Raw genomic sequence first — 22,574 nt, 5'->3', positions numbered from 1 at the left:
GCTCTTTTCCCGCGCAGGCCGGCGGGGCCCCGGACCGAGCCGGGCGCCCCCTCCCGGCACCGCCCGCCCACGCGCAGCCCAGCAGTCCGATTTCCGGCACGCCGCGCCGTCTTCCTGACAGAACACGATGGATAACGAACAAAAGCCCACGCCTCCTTCGAACGACCCCGCGTCTCCCGCCGCACGACGCCCGCGCCGCACGCTGATGGCCGGGGCGCTCGCGGTCGTCGTCATCGGCGGCCTGCTGTGGTGGCACCCGTGGAACCGCACGCCGGCGGCCGGCAGTGCCGCGACGGGCGCGGGTGCAAGCGCCGCCGGTGGCGGCGGCCACCGCGGCCGAGGCGGCCCCGCCGCGATGGCGAACATTCCGCAGCCCGTGCAGGTCGCGACCGCGACGCAGGGCGAAATGCCGATCGTGCTGTCCGCGCTCGGCACCGTCACGCCGCTCGCGAACGTGACGGTCAAGACGCAGCTGTCGGGCTACCTGCAGTCGGTCTCGTTCCAGGAAGGCCAGATCGTCAGGAAAGGCGACGTACTCGCGCAGATCGACCCGCGCCCGTACCAGGTGTCGCTCGAGAACGCCGAAGGCACGCACGCGCGCGACTCGGCGCTGCTCGCGACGGCCCGCCTCGACCTGAAGCGCTACCAGACTCTGCTGTCGCAGGATTCGATCGCGTCGCAGACGGTCGATACGCAGGCCTCACTCGTCAAGCAATACGAAGGCGCGGTGAAGACCGACCAGGCCGCGATCGATTCCGCGAAGCTGAACCTCACGTATGCGCGCATCACCGCGCCGGTGTCGGGCCGCGTCGGCCTGCGCCAGGTCGACCCCGGCAACTACGTGACGCCGGGCGATGCCAACGGCATCGTCGTGATCACGCAGTTGCAGCCGATGAGCGTGATCTTCACGACGTCGGAAGACAACCTGCCGCAGATCCTCAAGCAGGTGAACGCGGGCCAGAAGCTGTCGGTCACCGCGTACAACCGCAACAACACGGTGCCGCTCGCGACGGGCTCGCTCGCGACGCTCGACAACCAGATCGACACGAGCACCGGCACGGTCAAGCTGCGCGCGAACTTCGATAACAAGGAAGGCATGCTGTTCCCGAATCAGTTCGTGAACACGCGGCTGCTCGTCGACGTGATGCGCAACGCGACGATCGTGCCGACCTCCGCGGTGCTGACCGGCTCGATCGGCCAGTTCGTCTACGTCGTGAAACCCGACAACACGGTGACGGTGCGCAAGGTCACGATCGGCCCGGTCGACGGCGAACGCACGAGCATCGTCAGCGGCGTGTCGCTCGGCGAGCGCGTGGTGACCGACGGCTCCGACCGCCTGCGCGAAGGCGCGAAGATCTCGATCCCGGCCGACAAGCCGAAAGGCGCGTCGGGCGCGCGCGGCGCCGGTGCGGCGTCGGGTGCATCGGGCGCCGGCGGCCAGCGCGGCGGGCACCGGCACGGCGCGTCGCAGGCAGCGGCCCCCGCGGCCCAGTAACGCGCGGGCCGCTCGATGAATCCCTCCCGCCTTTTCATTCTCCGGCCGGTCGGCACCGCCCTCCTGATGGCGGCGATCATGCTGGCCGGTCTCGTCGCGCTGCGCTTCCTGCCGCTCGCCGCGCTGCCGGAAGTCGACTATCCGACGATCCAGGTCCAGACCTTCTACCCGGGCGCGAGCCCGGAAGTGATGACCTCGTCGGTCACCGCGCCGCTCGAACGGCAGTTCGGGCAGATGCCGTCGCTGAACCAGATGTCGTCGCAGAGTTCGGCCGGCTCGTCCGTGATCACGCTGCAGTTCTCGCTCGACCTGCCGCTCGACATCGCCGAACAGGAAGTGCAGGCCGCGATCAACGCGGCCGGCAACCTGCTGCCGTCCGACCTCCCTGCCCCGCCGATCTATGCGAAGGTCAACCCGGCCGACGCGCCGGTGATCACGCTCGCCGTCACGTCGAAGACGCTGCCGCTCACGCAGGTGCAGGACCTCGCCGACACGCGCCTCGCGATGAAGATCTCGCAGATCGCGGGCGTCGGCCTCGTCAGCCTGTCGGGCGGCAACCGCCCGGCGGTGCGGATCCAGGCGAACCCGACCGCGCTCGCGCAGTACGGGATGAACCTCGACGACCTGCGCACGACGATCTCGAACCTGAACGTGAACACGCCGAAGGGCAACTTCGACGGCCCGACGCGCGCGTACACGATCAACGCGAACGACCAGCTCACGAGCGCCGATCAATACAACAGCGCGGTGGTCGCGTACAAGGGCGGCCGCCCGGTGATGCTCACCGACGTCGCGACGGTCGTGGCCGGCTCGGAGAACACCAAGCTCGGCGCGTGGGTGAATTCGGAGCCCGCGATCATCCTGAACGTGCAGCGCCAGCCGGGCGCGAACGTGATCCAGACGGTCGACGCGATCAAGGCGCAGTTGCCGAAGCTGCAGGAAACGCTGCCGGCCGCGCTCGACGTGCAGATCGTCACCGACCGCACGACGATGATCCGCGCCGCCGTGCGCGACGTGCAGTTCGAACTGCTGGTCGCGGTCGGGCTCGTCGTGCTCGTGATGTACCTGTTCCTCGCGAACATCTACGCGACGATCATCCCGAGCCTGTCGGTGCCGCTGTCGCTGATCGGCACGCTCGCGGTGATGTACATGGCCGGCTTCTCGCTGAACAACCTGTCGCTGATGGCGCTCACCATCGCGACCGGCTTCGTCGTCGACGACGCGATCGTGATGATCGAGAACATCGCGCGCTACGTCGAGGAAGGCGAATCGGGGCTCGAGGCCGCGCTGAAGGGCTCGAAGCAGATCGGCTTCACGATCATCTCGCTGACGGTATCGCTGATCGCGGTGCTGATCCCGCTGCTGTTCATGGGCGACGTGGTCGGGCGCCTCTTCCATGAATTCGCGATCACGCTCGCGGTGACGATCGTGATCTCGGCGATCGTGTCTCTCACGCTCGTGCCGATGATGTGCGCGAAGCTGCTGCGCCATTCGCCGCCGCCCGAAAGCCACCGCTTCGAGGCACGCGTGCACCAGGCGATCGACTGGGTGATCGCGCGCTACGCGGTCGCGCTCGAATGGGTGCTGAACCGCCAGCGCTCGACGCTCGTCGTCGCGCTGCTGACGCTCGCGCTGACGGGCCTGCTGTACGTCTACGTGCCGAAGGGCTTCTTCCCCGCGCAGGACACCGGCGTGATCCAGGCGATCACGCAGGCGCCGCAGTCGATCTCGTACGGCGCGATGGCCGAGCGCCAGCAGACGCTCGCGGCCGAGATCCTGAAGGATCCGAACGTCGTGAGCCTCACGTCGTTCATCGGCGTCGACGGCAGCAACATCACGCTGAACAGCGGCCGGATGCTGATCAACCTGAAGGCGCGCGACGAACGTTCCGAAACGGCCGCGCAGATCATCCGCGACCTGCAGCACCGCGTGGCGAACATCACCGGGATCTCGCTCTTCATGCAGTCGGTGCAGGATCTAACGATCGACTCGACCGTCAGCCCGACGCAGTACCAGTTCATGCTGACGAGCCCGAACTCGGAAGAGTTCGCGACCTGGGTGCCGAAGCTCGTCGCGCGGCTGCAGCAGGAGCCGTCGCTCGCCGACGTCGCGACCGACCTGCAGAGCAACGGCCAGTCCGTCTACATCGAGATCGACCGCGCGAGCGCCGCACGCTTCGGCATCACGCCGGCAACCGTCGACAACGCGCTGTACGACGCGTTCGGCCAGCGCATCGTGTCGACGATCTTCACGCAGTCGAACCAGTACCGCGTGATTCTCGAGTCCGAGCCCAAGGAGCAGCACTACGCGCAATCGCTGAACGACATCTACCTGCCGTCGGCGGGCGGCGGCCAGGTGCCGCTGTCGTCGATCGCGTCGTTCCACGAACGACCGTCGCCGCTCCTGGTCGCGCACCTGTCGCAGTTCCCGTCGACCACCATCTCGTTCAACCTCGCGGCGGGCGCGTCGCTCGGCGAGGCGGTCAAGGCGATCGAGGCCGCCGAGAAGGACATCGGGCTGCCCGCGTCGTTCCAGACGCGCTTCCAGGGCGCGGCGCTCGCGTTCCAGGCATCGCTGTCGAACCAGCTGTTCCTGATCCTCGCGGCGGTCGTCACGATGTACATCGTGCTCGGCGTGCTGTACGAGAGCTACATCCACCCGATCACGATCCTGTCGACGCTGCCGTCGGCCGGCGTCGGCGCGTTGCTTGCGCTGATGATCACCGGGCACGACCTCGACATCATCGGGATCATCGGCATCGTGCTGCTGATCGGTATCGTGAAGAAGAACGCGATCATGATGATCGACTTCGCGCTCGAGGCCGAGCGCGTCGAAGGCAAGCCGCCGCGCGAGGCGATCTACCAGGCGTGCCTGCTGCGCTTCCGGCCGATCCTGATGACGACGCTCGCCGCGCTGCTCGGCGCGGTGCCGCTGATCGTCGGCGCCGGCGCGGGCTCCGAGCTGCGCCAGCCGCTCGGGGTCGCGATCGCCGGCGGCCTGATCGTGTCGCAGGTGCTGACGCTGTTCACGACGCCCGTGATCTACCTCGGCTTCGACTCGCTCGCGCGCCGCGTGCGCGGCTGGTTCGAGCGCCACGGCCCGCAAGCCGGCACGCGCACGGATGCGTAAATGAAACGACCCCCACGCTCACTTCGTTCGCGTGGGGGGGCGCAGCCCCCCCATCTCCCGAAAACGCATCCGTCGGAACACGCGGCGGCCCAGCGAGTGCCGACATGAACCTGTCGCGCCCCTTCATCACCCGCCCCGTCGCGACGACGCTGCTCGCGATCGGCGTCGCGCTCGCGGGCCTGTTCGCGTTCGTCAAGCTGCCGGTGTCGCCGCTGCCGCAGGTCGACTTCCCCACCATCTCGGTGCAGGCGTCGCTGCCCGGCGCGAGCCCCGAGACCGTCGCGACCAGCGTGACGAGCCCGCTGGAGCGGCACCTCGGCTCGATCGCCGACGTCTCCGAAATGACGTCGACGAGCACGGTCGGCAATGCCCGGATCATCCTGCAGTTCGGCCTGAACCGCGACATCGACGGCGCCGCCCGCGACGTGCAGGCCGCGATCAACGCGGCGCGCGCCGACCTGCCCGCCGCGCTGAAGAGCAACCCGACCTACCGCAAGGTCAACCCGGCCGACTCGCCGATCATGATCGTGTCGCTGACGTCGGAAACCTCGTCGCCCGCGAAGCTGTACGACGCCGCGTCGACGGTGCTGCAGCAGTCGCTGTCGCAGATCGACGGGATCGGCCAGGTGTCGGTGAGCGGCTCCGCGAACCCGGCCGTGCGCGTCGAGCTCGAGCCGCAGGCACTGTTCCACTACGGGATCGGCCTCGAGGACGTGCGCGCGGCGCTCGCCTCCGCGAACGCCAACGCGCCGAAGGGCGCGATCGAGTTCGGCCCGCAGCGCTACCAGCTCTATACGAACGACCAGGCGTCCGAGGCGTCGCAATACCGCGACCTCGTCGTCGCGTATCGCAACGGCGCGGCCGTGCGGCTGTCCGACCTGTCCGACGTCGTCGATTCGGTCGAGGATCTCCGCAACCTCGGCCTGTCGAACGGCAAGCGCGCGGTGCTCGTGATCCTCTACCGCTCGCCCGGCGCGAACATCATCGATACGATCGACCGCGTGCGCGCGGCGCTGCCGCAGCTCACCGCGTCGCTGCCGGCCGACATCACGGTCACACCCGTACTCGACCGCTCGACCACCATTCGCGCGTCGCTGAAGGACACCGAGCACACGCTGCTGATCGCGATCAGCCTCGTCGTGATGGTCGTGTTCCTGTTCCTGCGCAACTGGCGCGCGACGCTGATCCCGAGCGTCGCGGTGCCGATCTCGATCGTCGGCACGTTCGGCGCGATGTACCTGCTCGGCTTCTCGATCGACAACCTGTCGCTGATGGCGCTGATCGTCGCGACCGGCTTCGTCGTCGACGATGCGATCGTCGTGCTCGAGAACATCTCGCGGCATATCGAGAACGGCAAGTCGCGCATGCAGGCCGCGTTCGACGGCGCGCGCGAGGTCGGCTTCACGGTGCTGTCGATGAGCATTTCGCTCGTCGCGGTGTTCCTGCCGATCCTGCTGATGGGCGGCATCGTCGGGCGCCTGTTCCGCGAGTTCGCGCTGACGCTGTCGCTTGCGATCGCGGTATCGCTCGCGGTGTCGCTCACGGTGACACCGATGATGTGCGCGCGCCTGCTCCCCGAGTCGCACGAACCGCAGAGCGAAGGCCGCTTCGCGCGATTCCTGGAACGCTGTTTCAGCCGCATGCAGCGCGGTTACGAACGCTCGCTGTCGTGGGCGCTGCGCCGGCCGCTGCTGATCCTGCTGACGCTCGTCGCAACGATCGGGCTGAACGTCTACCTGTACATCGTCGTGCCGAAGGGCTTCTTCCCGCAGCAGGACACCGGGCTGATGATCGGCGGCATCCAGGCCGACCAGTCGACGTCGTTCCAGGCGATGAAGCTGAAGTTCTCCGAGATGATGCGGATCGTGCAGGGCAACCCGAACGTGAAGAGCGTCGCGGGCTTCACCGGCGGCACGCAGACCAACTCGGGCTTCATGTTCGTCACGCTGAAGGACCGTACCGAGCGCAAGCTGACGGCCGACCAGGTGATCCAGCAACTGCGCCCGCCGCTGGCGGACGTCGCGGGTGCGCGCACGTTCCTGCAGGCGGCACAGGACATCCGCGTCGGCGGCCGGCAGAGCAACGCGCAGTATCAGTTCACGCTGCTCGGCGATTTGAGCGCCGACCTGTACAAGTGGGGGCCGATCCTGACCGAAGCGCTGCAGAAGCGCCCCGAGCTGACCGACGTGAACTCGGACCAGCAGCAAGGTGGCCTCGAGGCGATGGTGACGATCGACCGCGCGACGGCCGCGCGGTTCGGCATCAAGCCCGCGCAGATCGACAATACGCTGTACGACGCATTCGGCCAGCGCCAGGTCTCGACGATCTACAACCCGCTGAACCAGTACCACGTGGTGATGGAAGTCGCGCCGAAATACTGGCAGAGCCCCGAGATGCTGAACCAGGTGTGGGTCAGCACGTCGGGCGGCAGCGCGAACGGCTCGCAGACCACCAACGCGGCGGCCGGCACCTACGTCGCGACGTCGGCCGGCACGTCGAGCGCCGGCACGGCCGCGCAGAGCGCCGCCGCGATCGCGTCCGACTCCGCACGCAACCAGGCGCTCAACGCGATCGCGGCGAGCGGCAAGTCGAGCGCGTCGTCGGGTGCGTCGGTGTCGACGTCGAAGTCGACGATGATCCCGCTGTCGGCGATCGCGACGTTCGGGCCGAGCACGACACCGCTATCGGTCAACCACCAGGGGCTGTTCGTCGCGACGACGATCTCGTTCAACCTGCCGCCCGGCGTGTCGCTGTCGCAGGCGACGCAGGTGATCTACCAGACGATGGCGCAGGTCGGCGTGCCGCCGACGATCGTCGGCAGTTTCCAGGGCACCGCGCAGGCGTTCCAGCAGTCGCTGAACGACCAGCCGATCCTGATCCTCGCGGCGCTGCTGGCCGTCTATATCGTGCTCGGGATCCTGTACGAGAGCTACATCCACCCGATCACGATCCTGTCGACGCTGCCGTCGGCCGGTGTCGGTGCGCTGCTCGCGCTGCTGCTGTTCAAGACCGAGTTCAGCATCATCGCGCTGATCGGCGTGATCCTGCTGATCGGTATCGTGAAGAAGAACGCGATCATGATGGTCGACTTCGCGATCGACCAGACGCGCAACTACGGCAAATCGTCGCTCGACGCGATCCACGAGGCGTGCCTGCTGCGCTTCCGCCCGATCATGATGACGACGATGGCCGCGCTGTTCGGCGCACTGCCGCTCGCGTTCGGCAGCGGCGACGGCGCCGAGCTGCGCGCGCCGCTCGGGATCGCGATCGCCGGCGGCCTGATCGTGTCGCAGGTGCTGACGCTCTATACGACGCCGGTCGTCTACCTGTACATGGACCGTTTCCGCGTCTGGGCCGAGAAGCGGCGCAACCGCCGCGGGAATTCCGGCGGACCGGCCGTCGCCGGGGAGTGATGAAAGCGGCCGCCCGCCGGGCGGCCGCTTGCCGCGCTTGCGCATCGGCAGCGATCGGCTATCGTGAGTCCATGCCCACCGCGGGACCCTTCACGGGGACACGCCATGAACGTCCAGCTCAACCATACGATCGTCTGGTGTCGCGACAAGCGCGCGTCGAGCCGCTTCCTCACCGAGCTTCTGGAACTGCCGCCGCCGACGCCGTTCGGCACGATGCTGGTCGTACCGCTCGACAACGGCGTGTCGCTCGATTTCTACGAACAGGCGGGGGACATCCGGTCGCAGCATTACGCGTTCCTGCTCGACGAAGCCGGCTTCGATCGCGTGCTGGCACGCATCCGCGAGCGCGGGCTGCCGCAATGGGCCGATCCCGCGAAGCGGCAACCCGATGACATCTACCGCCACAACGGCGGCCGCGGCGTGTATTTCGACGATCCGGACGGCCACTTCCTCGAAGTGATGACGCAGCCTTATGCGCTGAACGGTCAGCTCGGCTGAAGGGCCGGCACTGCGCCGGCCGCTGTTGCGCTGCGAGAAACCGGCCCGGGTGCCGACCTGCTTCGGACGACACCCGGCCGGCGGCCGTTACCGGGCCACTACCCGGCTCGGCCGTTGCTCGGCCGTTGCTCGGCCGTTACCTCGGCCGTTACCTCGGCCGCTACTCGACCATTACACGACCATTACTCGGCCGCTGCCGCCGTCTTGCGCGGACGCCGCGCGCGCGGTGCCGCCTTGCGGGCCGGTTTCTTCGGCTTGGCTTCGGCGGGCGCCTCGACAGCCGCCTCGGCCGGTGCGGCAGCCACCTCGCCGCCGACGTCGCCGGCCGACGGCTCGGTGTGCGTCACCGCGGCGGGCCACATGTCGCCCTGCTCCGGGTCGCGATGCGTGTCGCCCGCATGCTTGCCGTGCGCGTGCTTGTCGCCGCCGTGCTTCGCCGCGCCATGTCCGGCGTCGTCCGGCCGCCCGGCCGACTCACGGCCTGCGCTCTTCGCGGCGGCGCCCTTCTTCGCGCCGGTCTTCTTCGCCGCGCTCTTGCGCGCACGCTTGCGGCCATCCTTCGCATCGCCGTGCGCCTCGGCTGCTTCGACCGCTTCCACGAATTCGGTCGTTTCAGCCGGCACGACTGCCGCGATTTCGGTGGCGCCGGCCGATTCGGCCATCGCCGCGTCGTCCGCGTCGACCTGCGCGGTTTCGTGCACGACGGCTTCCGCCCGCTGCTCGCGACGTCGCGGCTCGCGGCCGGCCCGCGCCGGCTCCGCCGCGCGCGCGCCGTGGTGGCCGCCATGGTGTGCGGCCCCGCCTTCGCCGGCCTGCGCAACCTGCTCCGCGGCCGCCGACTGGCGTGCCCGCGACACGAACGCGCCCGACTTGTCGTCACGCCCCACTTCGAGCAGGCCGCGCGCCTGCGCCTCGTCGAGCAGGTTGCCGAACGCGCGGAATCCGTAGTACGACTCGTTGAAATCCGGCTTGCGACGCTTGATCGCGCTCTTCAGCACCGACGCCCAGATCTTGCCGACGTCGTCCCGCTCCGACGCGAGCGCGTCGAACGTCTCCACGGCCAGCGCGATCGCCTCGGCCTTGCGCGCGTCCAGGTCGTGCTTGCGCGACGCCGACGGCTCGTCCGGCCGCTTCGCGCCGCCGTTGCCCGCGCGCTGCTGCTGTTCGCGCTTCGCGAGCGTGCGCTGCTGCTCACGTACCAGATCGTCGTAGAAGATGAATTCGTCGCAGTTCGCGACCAGCAGGTCCGACGTCGATTTCTTCACGCCGACGCCGATCACCTTCTTCGCGTTCTCGCGCAGCTTCGACACCAGCGGCGAAAAATCCGAGTCGCCGCTGATGATCACGAACGTATCGACGTGCGACTTCGTGTAACAGAGGTCGAGCGCGTCCACGACAAGCCGGATGTCGGCCGAATTCTTGCCCGACTGGCGCACGTGCGGAATCTCGATCAGCTCGAAGCTCGCCTCGTGCATCGACGCCTTGAAGCCCTTGTAGCGATCCCAGTCGCAATAGGCCTTCTTCACGACGATGCTGCCCTTCAGCAGCAGGCGCTCCAGCACGGGCTTGATGTCGAACTTCTCGTACTTCGCGTCGCGCACGCCGAGCGCGACGTTCTCGAAGTCGCAGAACACGGCCATGCTGACGTTGTCCAGGGGTAATGCCATGTGTACTCCAACCGGTGGGCCGCTGCGTTGTATGACGTAGCGGCGAAAAATGCATCGCGCACATGATAGCCGGTCGGCGCGTCATTCCCGCATCCGTGTGAATGAATGACGGCCGGAAGGCCCGTCGCCGGTACGCCCCTTAATACACACCCGCCGCACGGGCAAATCGACATTACACTTGAGTTATCGGTCGTCCGTCCCTATCTGGGAAGACGACGCATCGAGCAAGGAGCGGTTTCATGACGACGAAGGTACTGCTGATTGGCGCGACCGGCCGAACGGGCCAGGCCTGCGCGGATCTGCTGCTCAAGCAGCCGGAGTTCGAGGTCACGGCGCTCGTGCGCCGGCACGGCTATGCGCTGGCGGGCGCGCGGGTGGTCGAGGCCGATCTGACGAACGATTTCTCGCACGCATTCCAGGGCATCACGCACGTGATCTACGCAGCCGGCTCGGCCGAATCGGAAGGCGCGGCCGAAGAGGAGCAGGTCGACCGCGACGCGGTCGCCCGTGCGGCCGAATACACGCTGGCCTACAACGCACAGAAGCTCGTGGTGATCAGCTCGCTGTCCGCGTACCGGCCCGAACTCGGCCCGGACGCGCTGCGCCACTATTCGCAGATGAAGCGCGAAGGCGACGATCGCGTGATCGCGTCGGGTGTCGACTACGCGATCCTGCGCCCCGGCCCGCTTACGGACGACCCGGGCGTCGGCAAGATCGCACTGACCGACGCGTGGTTCGACGGCGCCCCGCCCGTGTCACGCCAGGATGTCGCCTGGGCCGCGATCGAGGCGATCAAGCTCGGCATCTCGCGCAAGATCGTCGGCTTCGTCGGCGGCAGCGTGCCGATCGAGCAGGCCTTGCGCGCCTAGCGCCCTCACGCGCGCCGCCGCCCGGCGGCGCGTCGATCCGTACCGGCGGCCCGCACGACGGGCCGCCTCGACGCTTGACGCACGCGGGGCCCCGGGGCCCCGGGGCCCGTTTACTGCTTCGGATGGGCGTCGGCCCACGCCTTCACGGCGGCGAGCGTGTTCTCGACGTGCTTGTCGGGCGACATGCTCGTGTATTCGTAGAGAACCTTCCCTTCCGGCGAAATCACGTAGGACACGCGGTTCGCGCGGTCGATCGCCGGCAGTTTCGCGTCGTATTCCCGGATGATCTTCGCGTCCGGATCGGCCGCGACCGGGAACTTGCTCCGGCACTCGCTCACCGAGAACTTCGTCAGCGTGTCGATCTTGTCGGCCGATACGCCGATCACCGTCGCGCCGTAAGCCTTGTAACGGTCGACTGCGTCCGCGAACGCGTGCGCCTCGATCGTGCAGCCCTTCGTGAACGCGGCCGGGTAGAAATAGAGCACGACCGGCCCCTGCTTCAGCGCGTCCGCGAGCGCGTACGTGTAGGTCTTGCCGCCCAGCGACGCCTGCGTCGTGAAATCGGGCGCCGCGGCGCCCGGCTTCAGTTCCGCCTGCGCCATCAGTGCATGACCGGCCACCAGCGCCGCGACGGCGGCGCCCAGCAACAGTTTTCGCTTCATCTGCATCCTCATTTCTTATAAAGTCAGCCTCGATGTGGGCCACGCGGGCGTTCGTCTGCCGAACACCTGGGTGACCGATTCGGACCCGCGGCAGCGCCATCCGCGCCCGGCCCGTTAAAGATTCCGCACAGTCTGCCGTTATTCCTTCCGGACAACCGGTTCCAGCCCTTCACGTCAGCGAGAAACATGGAAGCCAACAGGAAACAGACGTCACGCAAGGGCTCCTGGCGCAGCGCCTTGCATACGCTGCGCCGCTTCGCCTGGTCGGGCGGCGCGCTGATGCCCGCGCGCGCCGGCGCCCCGCGCCGCGACGACTCCGTACGCAACTGGCTGGAACAGACGGTTGGCACGGTGGATTTCCTCGCCCATGTCGACCGCGAACTGCGTTTTCTTTACGTGTCGGACGCAAGCCTGCGCTTCATCGGCTACCACCGCGACTACCTGCACACGCTGACGCTGCGCGACCTGATCGCCGAACAGGATACCGCGGCGCTCGAAGGCCTGCTTGCGCGCGCCGCGCGTTCCGGCCAGGTCGAGAAGGCGACGATGTGCATCGTGAAATCGCTGACCTACCCGCTCGACGTCGAGATCCGCGCGTTCAAGAGCCGCCACCATGGCGTCGACGGGTTCGCGATCGCGGCGTTCGACGTGTCGTCGTGGCGCGCGCTCGAGGCGCGCCTGACCTACGAGATGCACCACGACCCGATGACGGGCCTCGACAACCTGTCCGCGCTCGTGCCCGCGCTGATGCGCGCGCAGCAGGCCGCCGACGAGGGCGGCACCTGCGCGGCGCTGCTGCTGCTCGACCTCGACGACTACCAGCGGATCAACCGCGCGCTCGGCTACGACGCGGGCGACACGCTGCTGCGCGAAACCGCGCAGCGGCTGAAGGCGCTCGTCACGCAGAACGAACAGCTCGCGCGCGTCGCGAGCGACAAGTTCGCGGTCGTGCTCAGTGCGCCGGACCGCACGCAGGCGAGCAATGCCGCCGATGCACTCGCACGCCGGCTGCAGGCCGCGGTGCGCCAGCCCTACGTGTACCAGGGGCAGACCGTGCACCTGTCCGCGAGCATCGGCATCGCGCTCTACCCTGACGAGCGCGCCGCCCCGCATCGCGCGCAGCACCACAGCCCGCTGCTGCGCCGTGCCGACCACGCGCTCGCGCAGGCGAAGGCGTCGGGCGGCAACGCGCTCGCGTTCCACGCGCCCGTCGACGACCCGGCGGATGCCGAACGGCTGAAGCTCGAGGCCGACCTGTACGACGGCGTGCGCAACGGCGAGTTTTCGCTCCATTTCCAGCCGATCACGCGCAGCCAGTCGGGCGCGGTGGTCGGCGTCGAGGCGCTGATCCGCTGGCGGCATCCGGTGCACGGCCTCGTGCCGCCGGCGACCTTCATTCCGCTCGCCGAATCGATCGGCCTGATCAACTATCTCGGCAACTGGGTGCTCAAGGCCGCGTGCATGCAGCTCGTCGCGTGGGATCGCCAGGGGCTCGCACTGCAGTACGTGGCGGTCAACGTGTCGCCGCAGCAGTTCCGCGACCCGCGCTTCACGCAAAGCGTGCGCGAGGCGATCGCGCTGACGGGCATCGACCCGCGCCGCATCGTGCTCGAGATCACCGAAAGCCTGCTGATGCACGATCCCGCGCAGGCGAAGGGGCTGCTCGAGGAGCTGACCGATCTCGGCATCCGCTTCGCGATCGACGATTTCGGTACCGGTTATTCGAGCCTCGCGTATCTGCAGCGCTTCCCGCTCGCGAAGCTGAAGATCGATCGCAGTTTCGTCGAGAACCTGCTGACCTCGCGCAACGACCGCGCGATCGTGTCGGCCGTGGTCGGCCTCGCGCAGACGCTCGATCTCGAGCTCGTCGCGGAAGGCGTCGAGACCGAGGCGCAGCGCGAATTGCTGACGGAAATGGGCTGCAACCATATCCAGGGCTGGCTCGTCTGCCAGGCGCTGCCGTCCGAGGAGCTTGCGCGGCGCTTCGAGGCCCATCAGCTGCACCTGCACGCCGCCGCCTGACGCGCGGCGAACCGGACAGATCCGTATGTCAATCACCGAACACCTGCCCCGCACCGCGTTGCTCGACAAGCTGTGGGCCCGGATGAACGAACGGGGCGATTTCCCGTTGCTGTCGGAATCGCTGCGCGCGACGATGGCCGCGATGAAGAACGACGACCTCGACTTCACCGCGCTCGTGCGCGTCGTGCTGTCGGACTTCGCACTCACGCAGAAAGTGCTGCGGCTCGCGAATTCCGCGATGTACATGGCGTTCGGCGGCAACATCACGACCGTGACCCGCGCACTGATGGTGCTCGGCATGGATGCCGTCGGCCACCTGGTCGTCGGGCTCAAGCTCGTCGACCATTTCCACCACAGTACGCCGCGGCGCATCGACGCGAAGCTCGAACTGAACCGCGCGCTGCTGTCCGGCTGCGTCGCACGCAAGCTCACCGAACGCGTCGAGCTGCGCGCGGGCGAGGAAGCCGTCGTCTGCACGCTGATGCGCCAGGTCGGCAAGCTGCTCGTGGTCTGCTATCTCGACAGCGAATGGGACCGGATCCGCCGCCGCGCGGCCGAACTGAACGGCGACGAAGCGGCCGCCTGCATCGACGTGCTCGGCGTCGGCTTCGACGAGATCGGGCTCGAGGCGGCCGCGCGCTGGCGGCTGCCCGACGTGATCCGTGCGGGGATGGCCGACCACGACCACGTGGTCCGCACCGACGCGTTCGGCAACGACGAGGACGACCTCGATGCGGGCGAGGTGTCCGACGACGGCCCGACCGAGCGCGTCCGCTGGCTGCGCGAGATCAGCCGCTGCTCGACCGACGTCGCGGGTGCGCTCGTGATGCCCGCGAGCCCGCAGCGCGACGCGCGCATCGCCGCGCTCGCGCAGCACTACGGCGCGGAACTCGGCATGGAACCCGACGCGCTCGTCGAGATCGCCGAGCGGCTCGCGCGCGAGGAAGCGAGCGACACCATGATGCGCGAGATCGTCGAGCTGCGCGCGAACGCCGATGCGATCGCGCGCGCGCAGGCCGAGCCCGAGGCGTGCCTCGAAGCCGGCCTCGCGGACCTGCGCGCGCTGCCGTCCGAGCACGTGCTGACGCCGGTACTCGCGCTCGCGTCGGAAAGCCTGCTGGCCGGCCTCGCGTTCACGCGCACCGTGATGTTCGTGCGTCACGACGACGGCATGTTCGCCGCGCGCCTCGGCTTCGGCCCCGGCGTCGATACGATGCTCGACCGGCTGCGCTTCGACGAGCGCTTCGAGCCGGACGTGTTTCATCTCGCGATCTCGAACTCGGTCGGCATCTTCATCGAGCAGGCACGGGAGCCGAAGATGCTCAAGCGCCTGCCCGCGTGGTATCTCGACGCGTTCGACGACACGCGCGCGTTCGTGCTGCTGCCCGTGCGCGTCGGCACGACGACCGTCGCGCTGCTGTACGGCGACTGGGCCGGCGCGCAGCCCGCGCGCAAGATCACGCAGCAGGAGATGGGCGTGCTCAACGAGCTCGCGCGCGAACTGGGCCGGTTCTTTCCGGCGTGACGCGGCGCCGGCCGCTCCCCGCCGTTTTCGGCTGTTTCACATCCTGTCTGACACCCTGATTCATCCCGTTCCCCGCCTGCAAAAGCAAACCGGCCGCATGAGCGGCCGGTTTGCTTGCATCGTGCGATCGAACGCAACGCTTACTTGAGCGTCACGGGCACGCTGAAGTACTTCTTCGCGAGGTTGTCGATCGTGCCGTCGGCCTTCAGGTCCTTCAGCGCCTGATCGAGCGCGGTCTTCAGCGCCGCGTCGTTCTTGCGCAAGCCGAAACCGACGCCCGAACCGAGGATCTCGGCGTCGCTCACGGTACCGCCCGCGAACGCGAAGCCCTGGCCCTGCGGCTTCGCCAGGAAGCCCTTCGAACCGGCTTCCGCGTCCTGGAACGTCGCGTCGAGACGGCCGGACTTCAGGTCGGCGTAGGCCAGATCCTGCGTCTGGTACGGCACGACCTCGACACCTGCCGGCGCCCACTTCTTCTTCGCGTACGCTTCCTGGATCGTGCCCTGCAGCACGCCGACGCGCTTGCCCTTCAGCGATTGCGGGGTCGGCAGCAGGCCGCTGCCCTGCTTCGCGATCAGCTGGTTCGGAATCGTGTAGATCGGATCGGTGAACGCGATCGCATGCTTGCGCTGGTCGGTGATCGTCATGTCCGAGTTGATCGCGTCGAACTTGCGCGCCTGCAGCGCCGGGATCAGGCCGTCGAAGTCGTTCTCGACCCACACGCACTTCGTCTTCAGCTTCGCGCACACCGCGTTGCCGATGTCGATGTCGAAGCCGGTCAGCTTGCCGTCGGGCGTCTTGTATTCGAACGGTGCGTACGAGGCCTCGACGCCGAATCGGATCTCCTTCAGATCCGCGGCAACCGCACTGCCTGCCGCCACCGCCGATGCCGCCACCACCGCATGCGCGGCCACTTTACGCCAATCCAACTTCATCAGGTGCTCTCCTCGATACTCGAATGTTCCGGAACTACGGGCGCTTGCATCATTGCAGGGTCGGATGACCACGACAATCGCGATGCCACGCCGTGATGCGGCGCAACAGCCGCAAGGCCGCGATTGTACCAATCCGCGCGGCCCGATATGGCAAAGCAGGCGACGTCGCGCGATGCTGCGCTGCGTGCGCGGCGCCGGTCAGGCGATCCGCCGAACTTGCAAAACGGTGTCGCAAATACGCAAGCCGGGGGGGGCGCACGCCCTCGGCCCCGGCATGCGGGCGACGACGGGATACCGACAGGTTGCGGGTCAGGCGCGCGCCGCGTGCCGTCGCGGCAGCGCAATCAGCAGCCGGTCGGGACATGCGCTCAAACGAGCGCCGCGAGCGTCTCGCGCGTCGTGTCGACGACGAGCAGGCCCGCGCGCAGGCCCGGCTTCACGGTCGGGTTCGGAAACACGATCCGTTCCTCGTCGTGCGTCACCGTGTAGCGGTAGTCGCCGTCCTGCGCGAGCACCGTGCCGCGTGCAAACGCGGTGAAGTTCGCGACGTCGGCCGCGACGAACAGCTCGAGCGCATCGCTCTGCTTCGTGATCTGGTCGATCACCGTGAACACGCGCGGCAGCGGCGGATGGCCGCCCTGCGCGACCGCATCTCCCCCCGCGCCCGACACGAGCTGGCGCACCGCGCGATCGGCCGGTGCGAAGCGCGTCAGGTCGTTCTGGCCGAACGGGCGCACCTTGCCGAGTTCCAGCGTGCACGCGAGCGCGCCGCAGTGCTCGGCCGTGAAATGCGAATACGTATTGCCCTTCGCGGTATGCAGCAGCACGGCCGCGATCCGCGCGTCGCCGAGCCATTCGAACATCGTGCGCGTCGGCGGCGTGCCCGTGTGCGGCAGCAGTGCGAACTGCTCGAACACCGACGCGCGGATCGCCGTGTGCATGTCGATGTGCCAGCGCGCGGCGCCGGCCGGCGCGTCCGCGAAGAACGCGGCGGCGGCCGCTTCCAGCTGCGCGGCGCGCGGTGCTTCGCGGCTGGCGGGCACCTGCGCATGACGGCCGCTGAACAGGCGGTTCAGGTCGTCGTCGAGATAACGCTCGCCGGCACGCATCGCCGGCACGTTGCCGAGCACGACGAGCAGCCGGCACGCGAGCGGCAGCGCGCCCGATGCGAGATCGCGCACGAGCATCGACAGCAGCTCGATCGGCGCCGTCTCGTCGCCGTGCACGCCGGCCGACACGAGCACGCTCGGGCGCGCCGCGCCGGCGGCCGCGGCCGGTTCGAGCGCGAGCAGACCGTCGCCGCGCCATGACCAGCGCACGGCGCCGGCCGCGCAGGTGCCGTCCGTCACGGACGGCGCGCTACCGGCCAGCGTGAACGCGAGGAAGTCGTCGAGCAGCACGTTGGCCGGCATCCGTGCCTCAGCGCTGGAAGTCATACAGCGAACCGACGCGCAGGATCTGCGTGAGCTCGTCGAGCGCCGTGCGCGATTCGTCGAGCAGCGCCGGATCGGCGAGGTCTTCCGGTGCGAGGCGATCGCGATAGTGCCGGTCGATCCACGTGTCGAGCGACGTGAACAGCGTGTCGTTGATCCACACGTTCGACGTGACGGCCGCGCGTTCCGCGTCGTTGAGCACGACACGCAGGCGCAGGCACGCCGGGCCGCCGCCGTTCTTCATGCTTTCGCGCAGGTCGAACACGAGCACATCGTGAATCGGGCCGTTGCCGGCCGCGAGTTCGTCGAGATAAGCCGCGACGTTCCCGTTCTCGCGGCATTCCTGCGGCACGACGAGCACCTGCGAGCCGTCCGCGCGCGACAGTAGCTGGCTGTTGAACAGGTACGACGTGACCGCGTCGTTCACGCTCACGGCCGCCTCGGGCACCTCGATCACGTTCAGGCGCGCGCCGCGTGCGTCGAGCGCGGCGGTCAGCGTGTCGTAGATCGCCTGCTTGTTGACGAACGCGCGCTCGTGCGTGAACAGCGTGTCGCGGTTGCCGACCGAGATCACGTCGTTGTGGAACACGCCCGCGTCGATCACGTCCGGGTCCTGCTGCGCATACACCGTCGCTTCTTCGGCGAGCCCGTGGCGATGCGCGACCGCGCGGCTCGCCTCGAACGTCTGGCGTGCCGGGAAGCGCTTCGGCTCGGGGCCGCGGCGGTATTCCGCGCGGCCGTACACGAAGAACTCGATGCCCGGCTTGCCGTATTCGGCACAGAAGCGCGTGTGGTTCGCCGCGCCTTCGTCGCCGAGTGCCGGCGTGCCGGTCAGCGCTTCGTGCACCGCGAAGTGCGCGGGATCGGCGAACAGCGTCGACAGCGTGCGGCGCGTCGCTTCGTGTTCGATCGCGCGATGCAGCTTGCTGCAGAGGTTCGCCGGCGTGAAGTGCACGCGGCCGTCGCTCGTGTCGGCCGACGGGCTGACGGTGGCCGCGTTCGCGGTCCACATCGCCGATGCCGAGCTCGCGGCGGCGAGCAGTTCGGGCGCCTGCTTCGCGGCCTTCGCGATCACGTCCGCGTCCTTGCCCGAGAAGCCGAGCTCGCGCAACAGGCGCAGCGACGGCCGCTCCTGCGGCGGCAGCACGCCTTGCGCGAAGCCGAGATCCGCGAGCTGCTTCATCTTGCGCAGCCCCTGCTTCGCGGCGGCCTTCGGGTTCGCGGCCGACTTCTCGTTGTTGAGCGACGCCACGTTGCCGAACGACAGGCCGGCGTAGTTGTGGGTCGGGCCGACGAGCCCGTCGAAATTGGCTTCTTGTGCGTTCATCGTCGTTCCCTCGATCAGAAGTGCAGGCCCGGCGACAGGCTCGCGGGCAAAGTCAGTTGCGTGCTTTCCACCGACGCCATCGGATACGCGCAATAGTCGGCCGCGTAGTACGCGCTCGGGCGATGGTTGCCCGAGCGGCCGGTGCCGCCGAACGGCGCGGCGGACGATGCGCCGTTGGTCGGACGGTTCCAGTTGACGATCCCCGCACGGATCGTGCGGCGGAAGTGGTCCCATGCGTTCGCGTCGTCGGCCAGCAGGCCGGCGGACAGGCCGAATGCCGTGTCGTTCGCGCGCTCGATCGCGTCGTCGAACGTCGCGTAGCGGACGATCTGCGCGAGCGGGCCGAAGTGTTCTTCGTCGAGCAGGTTCGCCACGCCCGTCACGTCGACGATCGCCGCGTTCACGAAACCCAGGCGCGGATCGCGCTGCGTCATCGCGATGATCGGCTTCGCGCCCTGCTCGATCAGGCGCGACTGCGCGTCGACCAGCTTCGCGGCCGCGCGCGCCGAGATCACCGCGCCCATGAACGGCTGCGGATCGGCGTCGAACACGTCGGCCGTGATCTTCGACGTGACGTCGGCGAAACGCGCGAGGAAGCGGTCGCCGAACGCGCCCTGCGGCACGAAGATGCGGCGCGCGCACGTGCAGCGCTGGCCGGCCGACAGGAACGCCGACTGGATCGTGTGATGGACGGCCGCATCGATGTCCTCGACTTCGCCGATCACGAGCGGATTGTTGCCGCCCATCTCGAGCGCGAGCACGATTTCCGGACGGCCGCCGAACTGCCGGTGCAGCAGCGTGCCGGTGTCCGAGCTGCCGGTGAAGAACAGCCCGTCGATCTGCCGGTGATTCGCGAGCGCGATGCCTGTGTCCTTCTCGCCCTGCACGAGGTTCAGCACGCCGGCCGGCAGCCCGGCTTCCTGCCACACCTCGACCGTCGCGCGCGCGACGCCCGGCGCGAGCTCCGACGGCTTGAACACGACCGCATTGCCGGCGATCAGCGCGGGCACGATATGGCCGTTCGGCAAGTGGCCGGGAAAGTTGTACGGGCCGAACACCGCGACGACACCGTGCGGGCGGTGGCGCAGCACCGCGACGCCGTCGGCCATGTCCTGGCGCTTTTCGCCGGTGCGTTCCTGGTAGGCCTGGATCGAAATGCCGACCTTCGCGGCCATCGACGCGACTTCGGTGCGCGCTTCCCACAGCGGCTTGCCCGTCTCGCGGCCGATCGCGGTCGCGATCGCTTCCTTGCGTTCGTTGAGCAATGCGGCGAAGCGCTTGACGATCGCGCAGCGCGATTCGAAGTCGAGCGCCGACCAGCCGGCGAATGCGCGACGCGCGCTCGCGACCGCACGGTCGACGTCGGCCGCCGACGCGCTTTCGCCCTGCCACGCGATCTCGTCGGTGCCCGGGTTGCGCGAAGCGAACACGGGGCCCGAGCCTGCGACCCAGGCGCCGTCGATGAAGAGTTCCGTCATGATTCGTTTATCCCTGTTTGACTTTGAGCGGCAGCACGCGGACCGGATCGCCGGCCTTCACGTCGAGCGCGGCGGCATCGTCGGCCGACAGCACGAACGAGCCGTTCGCGACCACGCCCGGCGCGACGCCGACGCGGAAATCGGTGAGCGACGTGTTCGACACGAGTGACGTCGGCGGATGGTCGCCCTGCGCGTCGGGCACGCCGATCGCGACCGGCACGACGACGCTCTCGCGCACCGTGCGCAGGTCGTTCACGTGGCATTCGAGCACCGGGCCCGCGTCGAAGATGTCGACGTGGTTCTGGTAGCGCAGCCCTTCCGCCTCGAGCATCTTGCGGGCCGGCAGCGTGTCGCGGTGCGTGAGGCCGACCGCGTCCTGCGCGTCCTGCGGCAGCAGGTCGACGTACACCGGGTAGCGCGGCATCAGTTCCGCGAGGAACGACTTGCGGCCGTGCGAGCTCAGGTAGTCGGCCGCGTTGAAATCGATCTGGTAGAAGTGCGAACCGACGGCGCGCCAGAACGGCGACGTGCCGTCGTCGTCGAAGTGGCCGCGCAGTTCCGCGCAGATGCGTTCCGGGAAGCGTTCGCGGAACTGCGCGATGAACATGAAGCGCGAGCGCGACAGCAGGCCGCCGACGCCGCCCGTGCGATAGCGCGGGCTCAGGAACAGCGAGCACACTTCCGCGTAGCCGGTCAGGTCGTGCGAGATGTTCAGCGCGTGCATGCGCGTCCACACGCCGAGCTCCTGGCTCGCATGCACGACCGTGCTCACGCGGTAGTTGTAGAACGGCTGTTCGAGGCCGACCTGCGACTCGATCCCGCATACGCCCGCGATGTCGCCCGTCTTCGATTCTTCCATCACGAAGAAGTAGCCGGCTTCGCCTGCGGCGGCCTCGCCCTCGAGCGTGCGGCGCGTGCGCTCGATGCGCGCGGCGAGCGCGTCGCGGTCGGGCTTGAACGTGGTCAGGCCCGGCCCGGTTTCCTTCGCGAGCGACACGAGCGCGTCGACGTCGCCCGTTTGTACGACCCGAACGACGATCATGCTGCGTCTCCCTTCAAATCTTCATCGTCGCGGCGGTGCAGTGGCACGCAGCGCACGACATCGCCATCCTTCACATCGAGCGCCACGCGCACGTCGCCGGCGAGCGGTGCGTCAGCCGCATCGCCCGGCAGGTCGGCCAGCACGCAGCGGAACGATTCGCCGCTGCCCGTCGACACCATGTACGCGACGTCGCCCTGCTGGTGCGCGGCTTCGCGCACGACGCGCTCCGTGCCCTGCTTCACGCACGCGGTGCGGTCGACCTGCGCGGTGAGCACCGGGCCCGCGTCGAAGATGTCGACGAAGCGGTCGGGCTCGAAGCCTTCCTCGAGATGGATGTCGTAGGCGAGCAGTGCCGATTCGTTCGGCTCGCCGAGCACGCGCTGCGCGGCTTCCGGCAGCAGCGGCACGTAGAGCGGATACGCCGGCATCACTTCCGCGATGAAGGTGCGGCTGCGGCCGCCCGACGCGATGTCGACGTCGGTGAAGTTGCGGCCGAAGAACTTGCGGCCCACCGCTTCCCAGAACGGCGACGCGCCCGTGTCGTCGCTCACGCCGAGCAGCAGCGTGAACACTTCCGGCGTGAAGCGACGACGGTTCGCGGCGATGTACATCATCCGGGCGCGCGAGATCAGGTGCGCGGCCGCGTCGCCGCGCAGCGACGGATCGACGTAGAAGCCCGCGAGCCGGCTCTTGCCGGTCAGCTCGTGCGACATCGTGAGCGCGTGGATCTTGCGGTTCACGTGCAGCTCGCGCGACGCGTGGATCAGAGCGTCGTTGCGGAACGCGTAGAACGGTTCCGAGTAACCGGCCGCGGCCACGATGCTCGCCGTGCCGAGCAGCTTGCCCGTCGACGAATCCTCGAGCACGAAGAGATAGAACTCCTCGCCGGCGAAGTCGACGTCCGCGCGAAACGAATCCTCCGAGAGCGCCACGCGCGCTTCGAGCGCCGCGCGGTCGTGCGGCAGCGAGTGCAGGACCGGTTGCGCGGTGCGCGCCATGTGCGCGAGCGCATCGAGATCCGTGAGTTTGCCGGGGCGAACAAATAGCATCGTCGTTCCTGTCTGCGATGGGTGCGCCGA

15 protein-coding genes are annotated in these 22,574 nt (G+C 68.4%); 7 read left to right on the top strand and 8 right to left on the bottom strand.

Going from position 1 to position 22,574, the window contains the following annotated elements; translation table 11 throughout:
- The first annotated feature begins 127 nt into the window (after window positions 1-127).
- The 4 genes from PQB87_RS06330 (at window position 128) to PQB87_RS06315 (ending at window position 8,535) form a co-directional block, all read left to right on the top strand.
- Window positions 128-1,495: an MdtA/MuxA family multidrug efflux RND transporter periplasmic adaptor subunit gene (locus PQB87_RS06330; RefSeq protein WP_489242694.1), complete on the top strand. Its 1,368-nt coding sequence runs from the start codon at window positions 128-130 to the stop codon at window positions 1,493-1,495.
- A 15-nt stretch (window positions 1,496-1,510) separates the two neighbouring features.
- Window positions 1,511-4,624: an MdtB/MuxB family multidrug efflux RND transporter permease subunit gene (locus PQB87_RS06325; protein WP_175829449.1), complete on the top strand. Its 3,114-nt coding sequence runs from the start codon at window positions 1,511-1,513 to the stop codon at window positions 4,622-4,624.
- Window positions 4,625-4,728: 104 nt separating this feature from the next.
- Window positions 4,729-8,037 carry an efflux RND transporter permease subunit gene (locus PQB87_RS06320; protein WP_489242693.1) on the top strand — a complete coding sequence of 1,103 codons (3,309 nt, stop codon included), beginning with the start codon at window positions 4,729-4,731 and terminating at the stop codon, window positions 8,035-8,037.
- Between the two features lie 105 nt (window positions 8,038-8,142).
- On the top strand, window positions 8,143-8,535 hold the full coding sequence (locus PQB87_RS06315; protein ID WP_489242692.1) for a VOC family protein: 393 nt from the start codon (window positions 8,143-8,145) through the stop codon (window positions 8,533-8,535).
- Between the two features lie 182 nt (window positions 8,536-8,717).
- Here PQB87_RS06315 and PQB87_RS06310 read toward each other — a convergent pair whose 3' ends face one another.
- Entirely contained in the window at window positions 8,718-10,202 is a 1,485-nt protein-coding gene (locus tag PQB87_RS06310; RefSeq protein WP_489242691.1) for an NYN domain-containing protein, read from the bottom strand.
- 239 nt (window positions 10,203-10,441) lie between these two features.
- On the opposite strand from PQB87_RS06310, the gene PQB87_RS06305 reads away from it, so the two are divergent.
- Window positions 10,442-11,071 (top strand): NAD(P)H-binding protein, encoded by a 630-nt coding sequence (locus PQB87_RS06305; RefSeq protein WP_027787962.1) that lies wholly within the window; start codon window positions 10,442-10,444, stop codon window positions 11,069-11,071.
- 110 nt (window positions 11,072-11,181) lie between these two features.
- On the opposite strand, the gene PQB87_RS06300 is transcribed toward PQB87_RS06305, so the two are convergent.
- Window positions 11,182-11,733: a peroxiredoxin gene (locus tag PQB87_RS06300; protein ID WP_111939776.1), complete on the bottom strand. Its 552-nt coding sequence runs from the start codon at window positions 11,731-11,733 to the stop codon at window positions 11,182-11,184.
- Window positions 11,734-12,012: 279 nt separating this feature from the next.
- Between PQB87_RS06300 and cdpA the strand changes: the two genes are divergently transcribed.
- Window positions 12,013-13,755, top strand: coding sequence for a cyclic di-GMP phosphodiesterase CdpA (gene cdpA / locus PQB87_RS06295; RefSeq protein ID WP_194290282.1), 1,743 nt, complete (start codon window positions 12,013-12,015; stop codon window positions 13,753-13,755).
- 25 nt (window positions 13,756-13,780) lie between these two features.
- The gene (locus tag PQB87_RS06290) at window positions 13,781-15,280 is read left to right on the top strand and encodes an HDOD domain-containing protein (RefSeq protein ID WP_027787963.1); all 1,500 of its coding nucleotides are present in this window, start codon (window positions 13,781-13,783) and stop codon (window positions 15,278-15,280) included.
- Window positions 15,281-15,420: 140 nt separating this feature from the next.
- Here PQB87_RS06290 and PQB87_RS06285 read toward each other — a convergent pair whose 3' ends face one another.
- The 6 genes from PQB87_RS06285 to aruF all read right to left on the bottom strand — a co-directional run bounded on the left by PQB87_RS06285 (window position 15,421) and on the right by aruF (window position 22,544).
- Window positions 15,421-16,215: an ABC transporter substrate-binding protein gene (locus PQB87_RS06285; RefSeq protein WP_048024404.1), complete on the bottom strand. Its 795-nt coding sequence runs from the start codon at window positions 16,213-16,215 to the stop codon at window positions 15,421-15,423.
- Between the two features lie 368 nt (window positions 16,216-16,583).
- The gene (astE, locus tag PQB87_RS06280) at window positions 16,584-17,627 is read right to left on the bottom strand and encodes a succinylglutamate desuccinylase (RefSeq protein ID WP_226144857.1); all 1,044 of its coding nucleotides are present in this window, start codon (window positions 17,625-17,627) and stop codon (window positions 16,584-16,586) included.
- Between the two features lie 7 nt (window positions 17,628-17,634).
- Window positions 17,635-18,975, bottom strand: coding sequence for an N-succinylarginine dihydrolase (gene astB, locus PQB87_RS06275; RefSeq protein WP_021163198.1), 1,341 nt, complete (start codon window positions 18,973-18,975; stop codon window positions 17,635-17,637).
- Between the two features lie 14 nt (window positions 18,976-18,989).
- Window positions 18,990-20,453, bottom strand: coding sequence for a succinylglutamate-semialdehyde dehydrogenase (gene astD / locus PQB87_RS06270; protein WP_489242690.1), 1,464 nt, complete (start codon window positions 20,451-20,453; stop codon window positions 18,990-18,992).
- 7 nt (window positions 20,454-20,460) lie between these two features.
- Complete coding sequence (astA, locus tag PQB87_RS06265; protein WP_060312030.1) at window positions 20,461-21,495, bottom strand: arginine N-succinyltransferase; 1,035 nt, start codon at window positions 21,493-21,495, stop codon at window positions 20,461-20,463.
- Window positions 21,492-22,544 (bottom strand): arginine/ornithine succinyltransferase subunit alpha, encoded by a 1,053-nt coding sequence (aruF, locus tag PQB87_RS06260; protein WP_301862823.1) that lies wholly within the window; start codon window positions 22,542-22,544, stop codon window positions 21,492-21,494. The genes astA and aruF overlap by 4 nt, the downstream gene beginning before the upstream one ends.
- Window positions 22,545-22,574: the final 30 nt, after the last annotated feature.

It is taken from the genome of Burkholderia sp. KL41 (genome assembly GCF_057005415.2).
The sequence above is the reverse complement of the archived record's forward strand: the minus strand, read 5'-3'. Positions and strand labels throughout refer to the sequence as shown.

Bases quoted from the DNA above. Each gene is read 5' to 3' on its own strand.
- PQB87_RS06330 (WP_489242694.1), top strand. From the start codon at position 128: ATGGATAACGAACAAAAGCCCACGCCTCCTTCGAACGACCCCGCGTCT.
- PQB87_RS06325 (WP_175829449.1), top strand. From the start codon at position 1,511: ATGAATCCCTCCCGCCTTTTCATTCTCCGGCCGGTCGGCACCGCCCTC.
- PQB87_RS06320 (WP_489242693.1), top strand. From the start codon at position 4,729: ATGAACCTGTCGCGCCCCTTCATCACCCGCCCCGTCGCGACGACGCTG.
- PQB87_RS06315 (WP_489242692.1), top strand. From the start codon at position 8,143: ATGAACGTCCAGCTCAACCATACGATCGTCTGGTGTCGCGACAAGCGC.
- PQB87_RS06310 (WP_489242691.1), bottom strand. From the start codon at position 10,202: ATGGCATTACCCCTGGACAACGTCAGCATGGCCGTGTTCTGCGACTTC.
- PQB87_RS06305 (WP_027787962.1), top strand. From the start codon at position 10,442: ATGACGACGAAGGTACTGCTGATTGGCGCGACCGGCCGAACGGGCCAG.
- PQB87_RS06300 (WP_111939776.1), bottom strand. From the start codon at position 11,733: ATGAAGCGAAAACTGTTGCTGGGCGCCGCCGTCGCGGCGCTGGTGGCC.
- cdpA (WP_194290282.1), top strand. From the start codon at position 12,013: ATGCCCGCGCGCGCCGGCGCCCCGCGCCGCGACGACTCCGTACGCAAC.
- PQB87_RS06290 (WP_027787963.1), top strand. From the start codon at position 13,781: ATGTCAATCACCGAACACCTGCCCCGCACCGCGTTGCTCGACAAGCTG.
- PQB87_RS06285 (WP_048024404.1), bottom strand. From the start codon at position 16,215: ATGAAGTTGGATTGGCGTAAAGTGGCCGCGCATGCGGTGGTGGCGGCA.
- astE (WP_226144857.1), bottom strand. From the start codon at position 17,627: ATGCCGGCCAACGTGCTGCTCGACGACTTCCTCGCGTTCACGCTGGCC.
- astB (WP_021163198.1), bottom strand. From the start codon at position 18,975: ATGAACGCACAAGAAGCCAATTTCGACGGGCTCGTCGGCCCGACCCAC.
- astD (WP_489242690.1), bottom strand. From the start codon at position 20,453: ATGACGGAACTCTTCATCGACGGCGCCTGGGTCGCAGGCTCGGGCCCC.
- astA (WP_060312030.1), bottom strand. From the start codon at position 21,495: ATGATCGTCGTTCGGGTCGTACAAACGGGCGACGTCGACGCGCTCGTG.
- aruF (WP_301862823.1), bottom strand. From the start codon at position 22,544: ATGCTATTTGTTCGCCCCGGCAAACTCACGGATCTCGATGCGCTCGCG.